18 protein-coding genes are annotated in these 14,217 nt (G+C 41.4%); 3 read left to right on the top strand and 15 right to left on the bottom strand.

Going from position 1 to position 14,217, the window contains the following annotated elements; translation table 11 throughout:
* Positions 1–30: 30 nt before the first annotated feature.
* Both ACWPWY_RS03520 and ACWPWY_RS03515 read right to left on the bottom strand, forming a co-directional pair.
* Positions 31–1,437 (bottom strand): ABC transporter substrate-binding protein, encoded by a 1,407-nt coding sequence (locus tag ACWPWY_RS03520; protein WP_454190412.1) that lies wholly within the window; start codon positions 1,435–1,437, stop codon positions 31–33.
* A 465-nt stretch (positions 1,438–1,902) separates the two neighbouring features.
* On the bottom strand, positions 1,903–2,535 hold the full coding sequence (locus ACWPWY_RS03515; protein ID WP_454190411.1) for an O-methyltransferase: 633 nt from the start codon (positions 2,533–2,535) through the stop codon (positions 1,903–1,905).
* Between the two features lie 242 nt (positions 2,536–2,777).
* On the opposite strand from ACWPWY_RS03515, the gene ACWPWY_RS03510 reads away from it, so the two are divergent.
* Positions 2,778–3,923, top strand: coding sequence for a THUMP domain-containing class I SAM-dependent RNA methyltransferase (locus ACWPWY_RS03510; RefSeq protein WP_454190410.1), 1,146 nt, complete (start codon positions 2,778–2,780; stop codon positions 3,921–3,923).
* A 181-nt stretch (positions 3,924–4,104) separates the two neighbouring features.
* Positions 4,105–6,102, top strand: a complete 1,998-nt coding sequence (locus tag ACWPWY_RS03505; protein WP_454190409.1) for an LTA synthase family protein — start codon at positions 4,105–4,107, stop codon at positions 6,100–6,102.
* An 89-nt stretch (positions 6,103–6,191) separates the two neighbouring features.
* On the opposite strand, the gene ACWPWY_RS03500 is transcribed toward ACWPWY_RS03505, so the two are convergent.
* The 13 genes from ACWPWY_RS03500 to ACWPWY_RS03440 all read right to left on the bottom strand — a co-directional run bounded on the left by ACWPWY_RS03500 (position 6,192) and on the right by ACWPWY_RS03440 (position 13,208).
* The gene (locus tag ACWPWY_RS03500; RefSeq protein ID WP_454190408.1) at positions 6,192–6,458 is read right to left on the bottom strand and encodes a hypothetical protein; all 267 of its coding nucleotides are present in this window, start codon (positions 6,456–6,458) and stop codon (positions 6,192–6,194) included.
* A gap of 81 nt (positions 6,459–6,539) precedes the next feature.
* Complete coding sequence (locus ACWPWY_RS03495) at positions 6,540–6,764, bottom strand: DUF1450 domain-containing protein (protein WP_454190407.1); 225 nt, start codon at positions 6,762–6,764, stop codon at positions 6,540–6,542.
* A 28-nt stretch (positions 6,765–6,792) separates the two neighbouring features.
* Complete coding sequence (locus ACWPWY_RS03490; protein WP_454190406.1) at positions 6,793–7,095, bottom strand: iron-sulfur cluster assembly accessory protein; 303 nt, start codon at positions 7,093–7,095, stop codon at positions 6,793–6,795.
* 138 nt (positions 7,096–7,233) lie between these two features.
* Positions 7,234–7,497 carry a hypothetical protein gene (locus tag ACWPWY_RS03485; protein WP_454190405.1) on the bottom strand — a complete coding sequence of 88 codons (264 nt, stop codon included), beginning with the start codon at positions 7,495–7,497 and terminating at the stop codon, positions 7,234–7,236.
* 115 nt (positions 7,498–7,612) lie between these two features.
* Positions 7,613–8,500, bottom strand: coding sequence for a M14 family metallopeptidase (locus tag ACWPWY_RS03480; protein WP_454190404.1), 888 nt, complete (start codon positions 8,498–8,500; stop codon positions 7,613–7,615).
* Between the two features lie 169 nt (positions 8,501–8,669).
* Positions 8,670–9,479 (bottom strand): glutamate racemase, encoded by an 810-nt coding sequence (gene racE / locus ACWPWY_RS03475; protein WP_454190403.1) that lies wholly within the window; start codon positions 9,477–9,479, stop codon positions 8,670–8,672.
* Positions 9,480–9,697: 218 nt separating this feature from the next.
* Positions 9,698–10,060: a YtxH domain-containing protein gene (locus ACWPWY_RS03470; protein ID WP_454190402.1), complete on the bottom strand. Its 363-nt coding sequence runs from the start codon at positions 10,058–10,060 to the stop codon at positions 9,698–9,700.
* 17 nt (positions 10,061–10,077) lie between these two features.
* A complete protein-coding gene (locus ACWPWY_RS03465; protein WP_454190401.1) occupies positions 10,078–10,530 on the bottom strand; it encodes a DUF948 domain-containing protein in 453 nt (150 codons plus the stop codon).
* 107 nt (positions 10,531–10,637) lie between these two features.
* Positions 10,638–11,561 (bottom strand): DUF4261 domain-containing protein, encoded by a 924-nt coding sequence (locus ACWPWY_RS03460; protein WP_454190400.1) that lies wholly within the window; start codon positions 11,559–11,561, stop codon positions 10,638–10,640.
* A gap of 64 nt (positions 11,562–11,625) precedes the next feature.
* On the bottom strand, positions 11,626–12,069 hold the full coding sequence (locus tag ACWPWY_RS03455) for a DUF86 domain-containing protein (protein ID WP_454190399.1): 444 nt from the start codon (positions 12,067–12,069) through the stop codon (positions 11,626–11,628).
* A 5-nt stretch (positions 12,070–12,074) separates the two neighbouring features.
* Complete coding sequence (locus ACWPWY_RS03450) at positions 12,075–12,203, bottom strand: hypothetical protein (RefSeq protein ID WP_263621304.1); 129 nt, start codon at positions 12,201–12,203, stop codon at positions 12,075–12,077.
* A 37-nt stretch (positions 12,204–12,240) separates the two neighbouring features.
* Entirely contained in the window at positions 12,241–12,528 is a 288-nt protein-coding gene (locus ACWPWY_RS03445) for a Dabb family protein (protein ID WP_191798037.1), read from the bottom strand.
* A gap of 173 nt (positions 12,529–12,701) precedes the next feature.
* The gene (locus ACWPWY_RS03440) at positions 12,702–13,208 is read right to left on the bottom strand and encodes a phage holin family protein (protein ID WP_454190398.1); all 507 of its coding nucleotides are present in this window, start codon (positions 13,206–13,208) and stop codon (positions 12,702–12,704) included.
* A 338-nt stretch (positions 13,209–13,546) separates the two neighbouring features.
* Here ACWPWY_RS03440 and ACWPWY_RS03435 point away from each other — a divergent pair, with 338 nt between their 5' ends.
* Positions 13,547–14,137, top strand: coding sequence for a helix-turn-helix domain-containing protein (locus ACWPWY_RS03435; RefSeq protein WP_454190397.1), 591 nt, complete (start codon positions 13,547–13,549; stop codon positions 14,135–14,137).
* Positions 14,138–14,217: the final 80 nt, after the last annotated feature.

The following is a 14,217-nucleotide window of genomic DNA, read 5'->3' as shown; positions in this document are numbered from 1 at the left end:
GGAGCATTCCTCCTCGCCCATACTTACTTCTTACGGTTGAATCTGCTTGAGTAATTTCTCTTTATCCGCTTTCAGTTTCTTCTCTATATTTTCCGCTGTTTGCTGAATGGCCGTCTTGGAATCTATATTTTTGTCAATTGCATTCAGCACCCCTTCAACCCAAAGCGGCCATGCTAAACCATCAAGAGGAGTGTACCTGCGAACTGGAATTTTATCTGTTAGAGATGTATAGAATTTTTGATCTTCCTGGCCACCTAAATATTCATTGATGTGTGAACTATACCATTCCGTACTCGTAATATTTTTCCAGTCAGGTTGAACTGATTGTTCCATCCATACTTTCCATGCTTCTTCAGAAGTCGTCACCCACTCTATGAAAGCCCAGGCAGCATCTTTATTTTGGCTCTGTGCAGGAAGAACAAAGGTAGAACCACCCATACCAACATTTAAGCCAAACGGCATATTCGTTGCTCTCCATTTTCCTTTTTGTTCGGGAAAATTCAGACTGAGATCTCTTGCTCCATAAGTTCCGGCAACGTACATTGGGGATTCCCCTTTTTTAACACGTTGCTTTCCTTTATCACTGAGAATGCCATCATGCGGAGCAATCTTTAATTGATTTACACGTTTACTGATATCAAGAAATTGAATAAAATCATCCGTATTTCGGATATAGTTCAATTCTGTATCATAATAACCGAGAGAATCACCATACCAGTGAACCGGAGAATCCCTCCACTCCATAGCGTACTTACCATTTGCTTTCAAAATTTGGGCCAGTGTGAAGAAATTTTCAGGGTCCTGAATATACTCTCCCAGTTCTTCCGGATCAGACGGCAGACCCAATTCTTCAAAAATATCAGCTCGGTAATAGGTTACCGCAGGCGTTATATCCCAGGGCATACCAAGTAACTTTGAACCATCAATAGAAGACCAGCGATTCCAGTTGTACTCCGATATGAGGTCTTTATATTTGCTCGCATCATATGGCTGCTCAAGTAAATCAACAAGTACATTCGTTGTGCTGTATCTTGGAAATTGACCCTGTTCTACGAGCGCGACATCAGGTGCCCCTTTCCCAGCTGCTAAAGTGGTTTGAAGCTTGTCATGAAGATCAGCAAAAGGAACATAAACTGTTTTCAGCTTGATATTAGGATAGACTTTATTAAAATTATCTTGGAGCTTTGCGGTCATTTCTTTATCATCAAGAAATGTCCAAAACGTAATTTCCCCTGACATATTGGGATCAAGGCTAGACGCGGGAAGCAAGTCTTCTTCTGTCTCTTTTTCTGTACCGGTATCTCCCCCGCCTTGGTCAACCGGAGTGACAGCTTCTGTCGTTCCTGTGCCTGCTTCCGGTGTGACACCACCAGAACATGCTGTAATCATGGCAATAACGACCACAAACAAAACAAATAAAGTAAATCTTTTTCGCATGACAATCCCTCCTTAAAATGGCTTAATATATAAGACGGAAGTGGAAGTCAGTCAGCTGTAAGAAATGACTGAATACCCCGTTCATCTTCAAAAGGAAAATAAATACATATCTTATAATATTAGCGCTTACATTACTGGGCATAAATAAAATATCGTTTTTGTTACTTATGTTAGAAGTTTGTTTCTCATGGAGGAAGGAACTAAGTAATTTATAAAGAATTTATGTAGTGATAACTGATAAGTTAACAAATGAAGTCTTTAGCTAGAGGAACAAAAATAGGAAGGTATCATCAAACTGTGTAAAATAGATACAGTCTTTAATGAAAATGTGAATTGAATAACCAAATTATTACGGATTAAAGATCCATTTGTCAAGATAAATAAAAAATAATAAAAAAACATGCTCTAATATTTCATTCAGAGCATGTTTTTTTATTATTTTTCTATAGTTCAATGAATGACACTTTATTTCACGATCGCCAGCGCAAGTCCATCATAAGCAGGAAGCATGGTACTAATAAGGCGTTCATCGGTAGCGATGCTTTCATTAAATTTACGAACCGCTTGAACGGAAGGCCCGTTTTTCTCTGTGTTCAGCGTTCTGCCGCGCAAGAAACAATTGTCCCCCGCAATAATAGCTCCCGGATTTGCCAGCTGGATCGCGTATTCAAGATATACTGGATAGTTTTCTTTATCTGCATCAATAAAAAAGAAATCGAATTTCTCGCCTTCTTTTTTGAGCTCCTCCAGACTATCTGCCGCAGGTCCAATCTTGTAATCCACTTTATCTCCGTACCCTGCCTTTGTCAGATGAGCATGTGCAAGTGCTGCGTATTCTTCCTTGAGTTCCAGGGATGTAAGTCTTCCTTCTTCAGACATTCCTCGGGATAAACAGATGCCACTGTAGCCCCCTAGAGCCCCGATTTCAAGTACTTTTTTTGCTCCCGATGTTTGTACGAGAAACGTTAGTAATCGGCCATAAGCAGGGGCAACAGATACCTCTGGCATCCCCTTTTCCTTAATCGTATGGATAACTTCAGCCAAGAGCGGATCTTCCTCATATAAATCATTTACATAATCGTCTGGATGTATGTTCATTTCACTCTATTCCTCCTTCATTCTACTTTCCTTATGGACATAATTGTTCTATAATAAATGTTTGTTTTATATACCCTTGTTTTTGTCTACCCTAGACGAAAGACGAAAGGTGCGTATATCATTGTACTGGTCCTGATTCAATCAGGCAAGAACACACTCAAATATAAGAAAATATAAGAAAGGTGATCCTGCCGCTTCTTTCATAAGCAGCAGTGATGACCAGATGGAGTTGACATTTCTTTATGCAACCTTTGCAATTAATTGCAACGACCCCAATGGGGACAGAAGCTGTCGTTTCAAGAGAATTGAAACTGCTCGGCTACACCGACGTAACCACCCAGAATGGGCGGGTCATGTTCTCCGGTGATTTTATTGATATTGCCAGATGTAATCTTTGGCTACGTAGTGCCGACCGGATCCTGATTAAAATGGGCGAATTCAAAGCTACTACGTTCGATGAACTATTTGAAGGAACAAAAGCTCTACCTTGGCAAGACTGGATTCCTGCAGATGGTGAATTCCCAGTCCAAGGACGTTCCCATAAATCGCAATTATCCAGTGTTCCCGCTTGCCAAGGGATTGTCAAAAAAGCCATTGTAGAAAAACTTAAGCAGACCCATCATACGGAATGGTTTCCGGAAGATGGGCCCCGTCTTGTTATTGAGGTCCATTTGCTCAATGATATAGCTATGCTGACGCTCGATACTAGCGGAACTGGCCTTCATAAACGTGGTTACCGTAAACTTGTAACTGAGGCTCCACTCAAAGAAACACTAGCAGCCGCTCTTATTCAACTGAGCAGATGGGGCCCGCATCGCCCGTTTTATGACCCGTTCTGCGGTTCAGGAACCCTGCTGGTGGAAGCCGCCATGATTGGTTGGAACATTGCTCCTGGTCTGCGCCGCTCCTTTAGTGCTGAGCATTGGCCGATCGTTCCCGCTGGAGTGTGGGACCAAGCACGGGAAGAAGCCTTCGATCTCGTGAAAGACGATGTACCGCTGCAAATCGCAGGTAGTGATATTGACCCGCAAGCCATTGAAGTCGCAGAGGCTGCAGTCAGAAGCGCCGGTTTTGCGAAGGAGATTAAACTGGATGTTCTTCCTGTTTCCCGGGTACGCCTAAAAGGTGATTACGGGTGCCTGATTACAAACCCTCCTTATGGGGAACGGATTGGAGAGCAAAATGAAATTGAAAGACTGATCTACTCCTTAGGGAGAGTTGCTGCCGAAGTACCAACATGGTCTTTCTTTGCCATTACCTCCACTACATCATTCGAAAAACATTTCAATCAAAAAGCGGATAAACGCAGAAAATTGTATAATGGACGAATCGAAACTCAGTTTTATCAATTTTTGGGACCATTGCCACCAAGACCAGATCGGTCGTAATACACAAAGAGGGAGTAAACGTAATGTTTACCCCTCTTTTTATTTTCACCTTAGTAGATCGTTATTTACGTAAAATTCCCCGTTCTTTTCCGAACCTTGACGTTTATTACTCTGGCTTAAGACGATATAATAAGACAGAAAAATCATATCTCAATATGAAAGGCTCATTGGAGGGTACATATTGCCTAACATCTCAAACCCTATGCTCGTCTCAGATCATAAAAAGTTCACCTGGCTCAGAAGTTATCTTCCTTATCTTTTATTTATGCTCATTATGACTCTAAAACTCAGATATTTTCATGATGAATTAAACGCAAGAAATATAGATATGAGCCGGCTTGATTATATCATTGCAGTTGGTTCCTTACTCATCGTTTCATTTTGGGTGTTGTGGCTGCCCATTCGAATCCGAATCATTGCTTTGTCGTTGTTAAATCTCCTTCTAACGGGAATCATCTTTGCAGATCTTGTCTATTATCGATATTTTGGCGATTTTATAACCGTTCCGGTATTACTTCAGACAGGACAAGTCGGTTCACTCGGAGATAGTATTCGTTCTCTAATTTACAGTAGAGATCTATGGTTCTTTATAGATCTTATCTTTTTTGCTCTACTTGGACTGCTATATGTAATAAATTTATATCGAAAAAACAGAAGAAACCGTAGTTTTCTCCATTCTGTACAAAAACAAAGAACAGATGAGCAAGCTTCTATGCGAAACAGACTCGTAAGCGGGTTGACGGCTTTCATTCTTGGTATCATTCTCACAGTCGGTCCTATTCATCATTCCCACAAAACTTGGGCTGTAGGACTTTTTGAAGGAAACTGGTGGAATTTGAGTCTTTATAATGTCACGGGTTTGCTCGCTTTCCATGGTTATGACGCCTATCGTTATAACAAAGAACGCATGAATAGTCAGGCATCGGTCTCTGACGAGGAACTCGAAGAAACCGTTGCTTATTTTTCTGAAAAACAAGAAGAAGCAAGAAAAGCGATCTCGACCAAAACTTTTGGGAAATATAAAGGGAAAAATGTAGTCGTTGTTCAAGTGGAAGCTTTTATGAACTTTGTGATTGGCAAGGAAATCGGCGGAGAAGAAATTACGCCTCATTTTAACAACTTAATGAAGGAGAGCCTTTACTTCGAAAACTTCTATCATCAAACCGGCCAAGGCAGAACTTCAGATGCGGATTTTCTTACGAATATATCATTGCACCCTCTTCCTACGGGTTCTGTTTTTGTAAGATTCCCGGATCACGAGTACGACTCCCTCTCATCGATTCTGGGCAGCGAAGGATACCATACAGCCGCTTTCCATGCATATGAGAGTAGTTTTTGGAACCGATATACGATGTATAAAAATATGGGGTACGATGAATTCTTAAACCGAAATAACTATATTTTGGATGAGCCTGTGGGATGGTCACTTGGTGATAAATCCTTTTTCAAACAATCTGTCAATTATATAACGGAAGAACAAGCGAAAAATCCCGCTCCGTTCTATTCTTTTATGATTACACTCACCAGTCATCATCCTTATGTCATGCCTGCTTCTTTACGAGAACTAAATACTGGCTCTCTTGATGGAACAATGATGGGAGATTACTTACACTCCATACATTATGCGGATGCAGCACTCGGAGAACTTGTAGAACAATTAAAGAAAAAAGGACTGTGGGAGGACACTCTGCTTCTCGTCTACGGAGATCATGACAGTTCCATCAAGGAAAAAGCAGATTACGAAACATTTCTCGGCAGATCACTCAGCGATCTCGAGATGCATCAAATCATGAACCAGGTTCCCTTGCTCATGCATCTCCCGAATGGAGAAAACGCAGGGGTTGTTCTTGAACCTGCCGGACAAATAGATATAGCTCCTACTATTCTACACCTGCTCGGAATCTCTACCGAAGAGAATTACCTTATGGGATCAGATCTGCTGAGTACCTCCAAGCGAATGACTGTCCTTCGAACTGGTGCTTTTGCTACTAGTGATCTTGTATATATTCCTTCGGAAGACCATTTATTCGAAAATGGATCCTGTTATGAAATGCCCGCAGATGAACAAACCGATATCAATGCCTGCAGACCGTCTTACGAAAAAAGCATATTCGAATTATCCATTTCCGACCGGCTGATTACACACAATTTAATTCATAAACTCCGTTCTAAAGAGTAATGATTTTATACCCAAAAAAACCTGTCCGCATTTCGCGCGGACAGGTTTTTTGGGTGTGCAGGGTGATCAAGCCGTTGCTCACTGAATATTTACTTTTTGCTCACATTCAGGGATGAAAGACGTTCTTTCTCTTCTGAGAGAATCTCCTGTGCAAATTCTACTCCGCCATATGTGGTTTGCTGCTCAGCCGCTCTGACCGCATTCTCGGTACGAACCAATCGATTCTGTGCCTGCTGTACGAGCTCTTCTGTAGGCTGAGATACCGCCGCAGTTACTGCATGGTGCAATTTCTTAACGGAACTCGAAGCCTGCGCAACCAAAGTGGAAGATTGCAAACTGGAATGATCGTGCTTCATTTCGAAAACCACTCTCCTTCTCTCAAAATCCTGCTACAATCGTTAGCATGGTTTGAAATTAAGGAGGTTATACAGTGGTCTTTATTTTTTTATAAACGGAGCTGCTTTCGCAAGTACTTCATCTTCTGTAGGTGCACTGATATATCGTCCATTGACATATACAAATGCACGTTTACCACATGGGCCACAGTAAGATTTACATCCGATCTTAATTTCAGCATCAGGAGCCATCTTCTGAAGTTTAGAAACCATACTTTTTAGTTTGATATGCTTACACTTTTCACATACTCTAATATCGTTAGCCATTTATTCCCCTTCTTCTTTGACCAAAGGCTTAATGATGAATATTGTTCCCTTGTGAAGGGTCTGTAATCACAAAACCTTCTCTTGGAAAGTAAAGGTAGTCCACTTTAATATTTTCGAGCATTGGTTTTCCTTTTTCAAGCAATACATCAATTTCTTTATCTGTGGAAACCAATTCATCATTTTCTTTTTGTGTATCAAAATCAATGCCATAATGCACGTGATCGCCATGATCCAATGTAATCAGAACGCGTACCAATTTCCCTTCATTCTCTGGCAAGTCCAGTTCACGCTTCAATACTTTAGCAGCGTTGCGAGTAATCTTTACTTTCATGTATGTTCATCTCCTAGAATCTATAAATAGTGATCAGTGCATCAGGCATTTAAATCCCAAGATAATAAGCCTGTCCATTGACAATACATTATATTTTAATCAAGAACAGCTTAAATCGCAAGGAATAACCTCTCATTTTTACCGATTACTAAGATCACTAGAAGCATTAATTGAATATTTACGCTCCGCTCTTGTCACAAACCAGTTCATCAGCAGCATCGTCACCCCGATATCATCAATCGGCATAAACGGCAACACATCTGGAAGAACCCAGTACAAGAGAGCAGGAACAAGAAATAACATTTTATCGAACGTTGATACCTTAGAAGAAGTGAGCAATGCAGGTAAACGTCGAATAATATGTGACCATCTATTTAATGAAAATAACCTTCTCCATTTCATTGTCATATACTCCTTCCTTAAGCTTAGAATATGGATATCATACCATAATGGTGGCATGCGGAGGGCATGTATCATTTCCCTCCTGCACCTCTTTTCGCTAGTACGACTCACCCTTTTATTTTGTACTCACCAGCATCATTGCTGTCACCATGATTCGCTCCACTTCCTGAGCAATCGTATCGTACTGAGATATGGGTAGTGGATTCACTCCAAGTCCTGTTTCTACCGTAAATCCCGGTCTTCTAAACTCATGAATAAACCAGTCTTTATATCCTGCGTCACTTCCGAAAAGTTTCACCGCTTTGTACCCGGCAGCATCAGCCAGTTGTACAGCCCAATTCTCACTATATGCAGGTTCCGCATTACGATAATTCCAGTATACCTCTTGACCTTGGCTATGAAGAGCAATTATAGCATCAAACTTTCTTTCTTTTGTCCAGTTTGCTAAAGCAATGGTTTCTGGTTCAGTCAAAGGGCTCTCTCCCCCAAAATCTCTTGGACCCGGCCCTGTTTTCCCCCTCCGGCTTGCTTCCTCATCCCAGAACGCAGGAAATTGGTCATTTAAATCTACACCACGAATATTGGCTTTCCAGTTTGAAAAATTGGTGTCTCCCGAGTTTAACTCCAGCAATTCCTTCTTCCAAGGATGATCCTCCCCGGGTCCACTGAGTACAAGCTCAATTCCATCGGGGTTTAACATAGGAAGTACCCACAATGTAATTTCTTCAAACCAAAGATCCGGTTGATGCCCATAAAATACCGCTTTTTGATTCAATGCCTTAATATAGTTTTTCACAAAAAACATTAGACACGGAACATTCAGCCACTCATTCGCATGCATCCCTGCATTGACATGAAGGTGGATTTCTCCCCTTCCGATGGCAATATAGGGGATATCCTTCCCCATCACGCTTTTTCCGATTACACCGTATCTTATCCCAGGATCGCCCGAGCAGATTTCATCCAGGTCATTTAACAGTTCCAGATATCCATACCGTTCCATCCTTATCCCCCCTATGAGAAAACGAAAACGTATGTTACCGCAGTATATGCAAATGACTTTGTCCATCGTGAAAATCATCTATCAAAAGTCATGACCACAAAAAAGCAACCTTAGCCCGTATGAATATCCGACTTAGGTTGCTTTTTTATACGAATGGGTTGAAGTTTAGTTACAGCATTTTAGATACTTGCCATACAACCGGCGTATTCTTAATCTGTTCCCCTAGCCAAGAACGGGCTATGCTTTGGAACATCTCCGGATCTCCGCTGCAGAAAAACTGGTGAACCGGCGTATCCTCTATCGTAGCAAGCTTGCGTTTATCATGTAAAATGGTGCTGGTTTCCCTGGCAGTTTCATCTGCTGAGCTAATCAGCTTCACGCTCGGCCCCATAACTTCTTTGATACATTCCGTCAAAAATGGATAATGCGTGCATCCCAGAATGAGTGTATCTATAGGGAATTCCTTCATTCGTGAGAGTGAAGTTTCTACCGTGTTTTTTGCATGTTCTGAACGAAAATCCCCTTGTTCCACGAGTGGAACGAGTGCAGGACAAGCCAGGCTTTCCACATGAACATAAGGAGATAACTGTTTCAATGCTTCGGTGTAAGCCCCGCTGTTAATGGTTCCTACCGTGCCAATTACCCCAATGTTCGCGGTCTTTGTAGCGCTAATCGCTGCACGAGCCCCAGGATGAATAACACCAATAACTGGAATATCTACTTTTTTCTTAATATGCTCAAGCGCAGCAGCCGTAGCTGTATTACATGCAATCACAATCACTTTTGGGTCAAACTGAATCAAAAAATCAACAATCTGTTCTGTAAAATGTATTACTTCTTCGGACGAACGGGGTCCGTATGGTGTACGGGCAGTATCTCCAAAATAGATTACTTTTTCCCGAGGAAGTTGACGCATAATTTCTTTGGCAACAGTCAATCCTCCAACACCAGAGTCTAAAATAGCTATAGCTTGTTGCACGAACACACCGCTTCCTTCTTCAATAATTTCCTTCTTTTCACCTTTACTCTATGTTCTTTCAGACAAAAAGGTACCTACATCTTACTCCATTTCAAACAAGCCTTCAACAACTCCACAATACAAAAAGGCCTGACTTCACCTGCTGTAATGCAGCGGGAAGAAGTCATAGACCTTTTACTCAGCTAAAGCTGATTCATAGATTTCGATTGAATCCTTAATTATGAGTTGTTTCTCTCATTAATCTTTTTAATCTCGGCAAGTATCGCTTCCTCTACTTTCGTCTCTTCTTCAGAACTGCTGATGGATGATACCGTAAGGAATACCGGTTTTGTTTTACCAATCGAACGGAATTCTTGAATGATTCCTTCCGTCTTTTCCGCCACTTTGGCCGAAAGCTGAGTACTCTGATCCGTGATCTTAGTCGCCAAATCTTGACTTTTCTCTGTAACTAGCTTGGCACCATCGGTAATATCTTGACGCAGTTCTGTTCCCGCTTTAGGCGCGAAGAGTAGTGCAGTAATCGAACCTGCAATACTTCCAATTAATGTTCCCCATAGCAAACCTTTGTTTTTCTCATTCATGTCAAGCTCACTCCTTCTCACCCTGGGTCAGATTCGCCGGACGCTTTGGAGAAACGCTGCCAGGTAGACCATAAGGTCAGCCCGGCATCAAGAGAACGAAACAATGGACTCATGCGTTGCTGATTCTCTTCATGAGCATGCTGTACATGCTGCATAACAGAATGAGAGATCGCAGAGCTGATGTTATCAACCTGCTGGGTCGTTGATCTGATCACGGTTCCCGCCGCTTCTATTGATTCCATGAAAGAAGCTGACTTACGGATATGCTCCTGCATCATGAGCACCGTCTGATCCGTTCTTTGAAGCAACTGAATCGCATCCACAGTCAGCAGACGCGTTCGTTCTTCCATCTGCAGGGTGGTGCCTTGTAACTGCTTTATGAGTCTTCGCAGATTCATAAGCACCACAATCATGACAACAGAGAGGATAACAAACGCTCCCGCCGCAACAGCCACACTCCATTCCATCATGTTCCTCCCTCCTGCTATCCGGGCGAATGCCCATCACTTGTTAACGCATTATAAGCAGGAGGAGCTTGACTTGACACACTTACGGAAAATTATTTATTTAAAACCATTTACTGTTCGATTTGACCTGCGTAATAGGGAGCCCCTGGATCGAGATCAATAACATACCTTCTAGGCGATACAATCGATTCTTGATGCTCACAGCGCCAGCGCTGCGAATCCGCTGTACCCAGTAGCTGACCGTCGAGAATGACATCCCCTTGATCAAACAGATAATAAGCCGCACCAAACAATGTACGTGCTACTTGGTCGGGATCAAGACCCGAGAAGTGACACTGGAAATCAGGAACACCAAGCGAAGAAAGCCCAACCGTATCCATCACGAGTTCTCGGCGAGCCTCCGTACCTCCCGCTTGATACAAACGAACATTCATCGCACCATACAGGTGATCTCCGTCTTGCAGAGCCTGTGTATAGGCAGCAGGCTCAACGATCTTATCACTGCCATAAAAGTAAAGAGCATCACAAGGTACAACCTCAAGCACAGCACTTAGTGCCTGCTGAAAGAGCTGCAACCGTTCCTTGTGAGGCAGCGCTGCTGTAAACAAGTCATGAATTCGAAGCTGATAATTACACTCGCCAATAACACCCGTAGCTTCTTTCCAGTGCCATGACTGCTCTAATGAACCTTTAAATCGATTTTTATCTGTGATTTCCTGAACCGGTAAAATACAAGTCTGTGCAGGAACCGTACCATCTTCAAATGGTACCATGAACTCTGTATGCATAATGACCAGTGGTTCCTGCTCTTCTGTCTCGGAAGCTACGCTTGACGAAGGTGAAGTTCCAACAGGGACTGCAGCTCCATCTTTTAAACGTTTCTTAAGCACGCGGGCATTCCCTGTCATTTGCCGCATCACTTCCATTAATTTTTCCTCACGAAATACAGGACGCTCTTTAAACAAAAGCTCGGCCATATATACCGGGTGAAACCCTGAATTCTGTTTTTGATCTGTATTTTGTGAAACTGACATGACGATTCCTCCTGAAGAAAGGTACTGCTTTCAATAACATTAAAAATTCCGGGTTACCTCTTTATTAGCTTCTGGCTTTCTGAAACGGTCCAAGTTCAAGCTCAAGGTATGCACGAACCTGTTCTCCGAAACGATCCAATACAGCAGGAAGCTGTACAGTCATCTCATGAAGACTTGTCCGATCCCAGGCATAGTAGTCCTGAACGAGTGGTTTACGAAGGGACACAAGATTCATAAATAAACGGTAACTCTCTTCGTCAAAAGCTCCTGCTTCATGAACAATTTCAACGATATCTTCATAACTGCTTGCATCACGAAGAATAAAACCATCAATGAGGTAACTTCCAACGTCTGTCACGGTCTCTATAGCAAGATGAAGTGCTCTTTCCTGAACCATGCCGAACAGAAGGCTTCCATCCCAATTAGAAGAAACTTCCCTCAGTGCAGCGGTAATTTCAGGAACGGTGTTAAGGCGCAAATTAATTTGATCTATATTTACGTAGTACATCGAAGTCACATCCGTTTCGTATGTTGTCGGTTACGTTTGTTTTTCCGCTTTAACCAGATGAGCATGACAGGACATGCGATTAAAATGACGATCAGTATAAACATGGTTTCCATTACATCTTTTAAATCGCCCACTTGTAAGTTCCCTCTCTCTACTTGTTAAGATATGGTCTTACACTTCGTAATCTACTGCAACAGCAGAGTCTTTGACTTCACTCATATGTTTAATAATTTCTTGGTGAACAGGATGAACTTGATAAGCCTCTAGATCCTCTAGGGAATCAACTACTGCCGTTAGGGAGATGTCAAAAGAACGCTCTGTTTTTAGAACATCTACGCCAATTTCCAGGGATCTTACAAATTCCATCTTTCCATCCATACTGCGAAGAATTTCAGCCGTACGCTGAATTGCTTCCTCCGAACGATCTTTTAGTTTGAAGAATACAATGTGTTTAATCATATATATCTGCTCCTTTGTCTATAGATAGTTCTTATTTATCAGTTGTTTAGATACGTTACAAAAAATATATCATAAACACGCGAACATTGGAAAATTATCAGCCTTGTTTCTCTGAAGTAAATAAAAAAAGGCTCTATCTACAAACTGATAGTCCTTTAACAACTCTTCGATATTTACTTTTTAGAGTCTTCTTCCGATCCTGCTTCTGTATCTTTATCTGGGAAATCTTGCACCATGTTCGACTTTTCCGTCTCTTTTTCATGAGATTCTTTTTCTTTCTTTTCTTCTTCATCTGACTGAGACTTCACAATATAAATAACTCTTTTTAAGATATTTGGGAGCGGAAAACCAATACGAGAATAATTTTCAGTGATCGAGATCAGTTCATTGGCCAAATAAAAATAAATGGCTCCTCCTTTTATCATATCCGTATTCATCAACAGATCTAATTGATGGGCAATCAAAATAACAAGAAGTGTGAGCCCTTTACGACTGAGTCCCCAAAATCCGATTTCACTGTTCAGTTTATCTCCTGTTCTGATTGCAGCTGCTACACCTGTTATATAGTCTACGGCCATAGCAATACATAAGAAAATCAAGAGTTCAGACCAGCCCCCAAATGCATACGTAAACAACATTCCTACCAAACCTAACGATACATTAATCAGTGCTGGGTTCATTTACAGCCCCCTTTCTTTTCCTCCTTCCTATTAATCTATGAAAATAGATAAAATTTGACAGTACCTTCATCTATTTAGTTTAGAAAAAGACAATGAATATGTTTTTTACGAAAGAATAAATTAGTATTTTAGACCTATTTTTCGTGTGTAAAATAAAAAAAATGCATAAAAACATCCTATAAAATAGATATAATATACATTATATGGTTTAAAAAATAGTTCAATCTTCATTTAACAAGGACTTATCGCATACAAAAAGGTCATTTATACGCTGTTAACTGTATACTTGAAAGTGAACATTACTTGTTGTAGTATTTGATTAAAAAATCGGAGGAAATATGCCTAAACAACAAGAACAACACTCAATCCAGGCGTGGTCTCTGATCAACCGCAAATATCTAGGAAAAGGCGTCCGCGTTAAGCGTTTCCGCAGACCGACTCGCTGTCAGGTCCGCAATCGTATTTTGCTTGCTGTCCTCATGGCTAACGACATTAAATTGTCTCAATTAGCAGAAGATTTATCTATATCTTCCCGCAGTGTAAGCGCATGGGTATATGAAGGTCGTATTCCTGGAAATACCAATCTCGAAAAGGTATGTCAATTGCTTGGTTATCCGCGCCATATTTTGTTCAATGAAGAAGTAATTCGTACAAGTCCTGTCATTTGTCAGCCCGAAAGCTCTCGTTTTATGAAACGGACGGTTACCCGTTCTCCTGTGAGCAATCGCATTCTAACGGGGCTATGTATGGTACATGATCTGTCCGTAACGGACGTCAGCCACTGGATCGGTGTGCATCCAGGAACCTTCCGCAAATGGCTCCACCAAGGAACTTTGCCTTCACCGGCATTTCAAGATCAGGCAGAGCAATTTTTTAAAATACCGAAATCTATTTTATTTGCTGATGCCATATTAAAACAAAATTCGTAGACTAATACATAAGGATGTTTCAGTGCAGATCAAGTAATACTTCTGCCTGAAACATCCTTTTTAATAATTTGTACGTACAA

It is taken from the genome of Paenibacillus sp. Marseille-Q7038, assembly GCF_965111595.1.
Note: the sequence above shows the minus strand (reverse complement) of the source record. Positions and strands in the feature narration are given on the sequence as shown.

Excerpts from the sequence above, each read along its gene's own strand:
- ACWPWY_RS03515 (WP_454190411.1), bottom strand. The coding sequence starts at position 2,535 with ATGAACATACATCCAGACGATTATGTAAATGATTTATATGAGGAAGAT.
- ACWPWY_RS03500 (WP_454190408.1), bottom strand. The coding sequence starts at position 6,458 with ATGAAGCACGATCATTCCAGTTTGCAATCTTCCACTTTGGTTGCGCAG.
- ACWPWY_RS03440 (WP_454190398.1), bottom strand. The coding sequence starts at position 13,208 with ATGAACCCAGCACTGATTAATGTATCGTTAGGTTTGGTAGGAATGTTG.
- ACWPWY_RS03495 (WP_454190407.1), bottom strand. The coding sequence starts at position 6,764 with ATGGCTAACGATATTAGAGTATGTGAAAAGTGTAAGCATATCAAACTA.
- ACWPWY_RS03480 (WP_454190404.1), bottom strand. The coding sequence starts at position 8,500 with ATGGAACGGTATGGATATCTGGAACTGTTAAATGACCTGGATGAAATC.
- ACWPWY_RS03465 (WP_454190401.1), bottom strand. The coding sequence starts at position 10,530 with ATGATGGAATGGAGTGTGGCTGTTGCGGCGGGAGCGTTTGTTATCCTC.
- ACWPWY_RS03490 (WP_454190406.1), bottom strand. The coding sequence starts at position 7,095 with ATGAAAGTAAAGATTACTCGCAACGCTGCTAAAGTATTGAAGCGTGAA.
- ACWPWY_RS03520 (WP_454190412.1), bottom strand. The coding sequence starts at position 1,437 with ATGCGAAAAAGATTTACTTTATTTGTTTTGTTTGTGGTCGTTATTGCC.
- ACWPWY_RS03470 (WP_454190402.1), bottom strand. The coding sequence starts at position 10,060 with ATGAATGAGAAAAACAAAGGTTTGCTATGGGGAACATTAATTGGAAGT.
- ACWPWY_RS03485 (WP_454190405.1), bottom strand. The coding sequence starts at position 7,497 with ATGAAATGGAGAAGGTTATTTTCATTAAATAGATGGTCACATATTATT.
- ACWPWY_RS03510 (WP_454190410.1), top strand. The coding sequence starts at position 2,778 with ATGCAACCTTTGCAATTAATTGCAACGACCCCAATGGGGACAGAAGCT.
- ACWPWY_RS03445 (WP_191798037.1), bottom strand. The coding sequence starts at position 12,528 with ATGATTAAACACATTGTATTCTTCAAACTAAAAGATCGTTCGGAGGAA.
- ACWPWY_RS03455 (WP_454190399.1), bottom strand. The coding sequence starts at position 12,069 with ATGTACTACGTAAATATAGATCAAATTAATTTGCGCCTTAACACCGTT.
- ACWPWY_RS03435 (WP_454190397.1), top strand. The coding sequence starts at position 13,547 with ATGCCTAAACAACAAGAACAACACTCAATCCAGGCGTGGTCTCTGATC.
- ACWPWY_RS03460 (WP_454190400.1), bottom strand. The coding sequence starts at position 11,561 with ATGTCAGTTTCACAAAATACAGATCAAAAACAGAATTCAGGGTTTCAC.